We start from the raw sequence: 991 nt of genomic DNA, 5'->3' as shown, positions 1-991 counted from the left end.
CGCAAGGCCGGGCTGACGGCGAAGGCGGTGCAGGCGCAGCTTGGGGTCGACCAGCCCGATTTCGGTGTGCTCTTTGACGACATGCGTGTCGCGGACGGCGGACGGCTCGATCCGGCGCGAACGATCCAGCCAAAAGCGGAAGCCGAGATTGCGTTCATTCTGGGTGCCGACTTACCCGACGCCAACACCAGCATGGAACAGGTCGCCGCAGCGGTTGCGAGCGTGCACACCGCGATCGAGATCGTCGATAGCCGCATCGCCGACTGGAAGATCAGCTTTGCCGATACCGTTGCCGACAATGGCTCGTCGGCCTTTTTTGTGCTGGCGGACGCGGGCCTGCCGCTCGCGGGCCTCGATCTGGAAGGCGCGGCGATGGAGATGGACGTTGGCGGCAAGACGGCCTCCACCGGCGTCGGCGCAGCGGCGCTCGGCAATCCGCTCAACGCCGCGGCCTGGCTCGCGCAGACGCTCGCCGCGCGCGGCGAGCCTCTGAAGGCCGGCGATATCCTGCTTGCGGGCGCGCTCGGACCGATGGTCGCGCTGACCCCAGGCGACCATGTCGAAGCCCGCATCGCCGGCATCGGCACCTGCAGCTTCACCTATGGAGCCGTCGCATGAGCAAGACCAAAGTAGCGATCATCGGGTCGGGCAACATCGGCACCGACCTGATGATCAAGATCATTCGGCTGTCGGAGGTGCTGGAGATGGGCGCGTTCGTCGGCATCGATCCCGAGAGCGACGGGCTGAAGCGCGCCGAGCGACTGGGCGTGCCGATCACCGCGGGCGGGCTCGACGGGCTCGTCGCATTGCCGGGCTTTGCCGACATCGCCATCGTCTTCGATGCGACCTCGGCGGGCGCGCACAAGCGGCATAGCGAGGTGCTGATCGGTCATGGCAAGCGCGTCGTCGACCTGACCCCGGCGGCGATCGGTCCCTACACGATCCCGCCGGTCAACGGCGACGCCAACCTCGATGCCGCCAACGTCAATAT

1 protein-coding gene and 1 pseudogene are annotated in these 991 nt (G+C 67.1%); both read left to right on the top strand.

Features of this window, described 5'->3' with window-relative positions:
- Positions 1 to 618: 2-keto-4-pentenoate hydratase (locus ACT6Q8_RS25525; protein WP_444739479.1), on the top strand; the 618-nt coding region annotated here is incomplete at its 5' end.
- Positions 615 to 991 (top strand): annotated as a pseudogene (locus ACT6Q8_RS25520) (acetaldehyde dehydrogenase (acetylating)); the annotation flags it as partial. The gene ACT6Q8_RS25525 and the pseudogene ACT6Q8_RS25520, both read left to right, overlap by 4 nt.

The sequence above is a fragment of the Niveispirillum sp. genome (assembly GCF_052437035.1).
GTDB lineage: Bacteria > Pseudomonadota > Alphaproteobacteria > Azospirillales > Azospirillaceae > Niveispirillum.
Note: the sequence above shows the minus strand (reverse complement) of the source record. Positions and strands in the feature narration are given on the sequence as shown.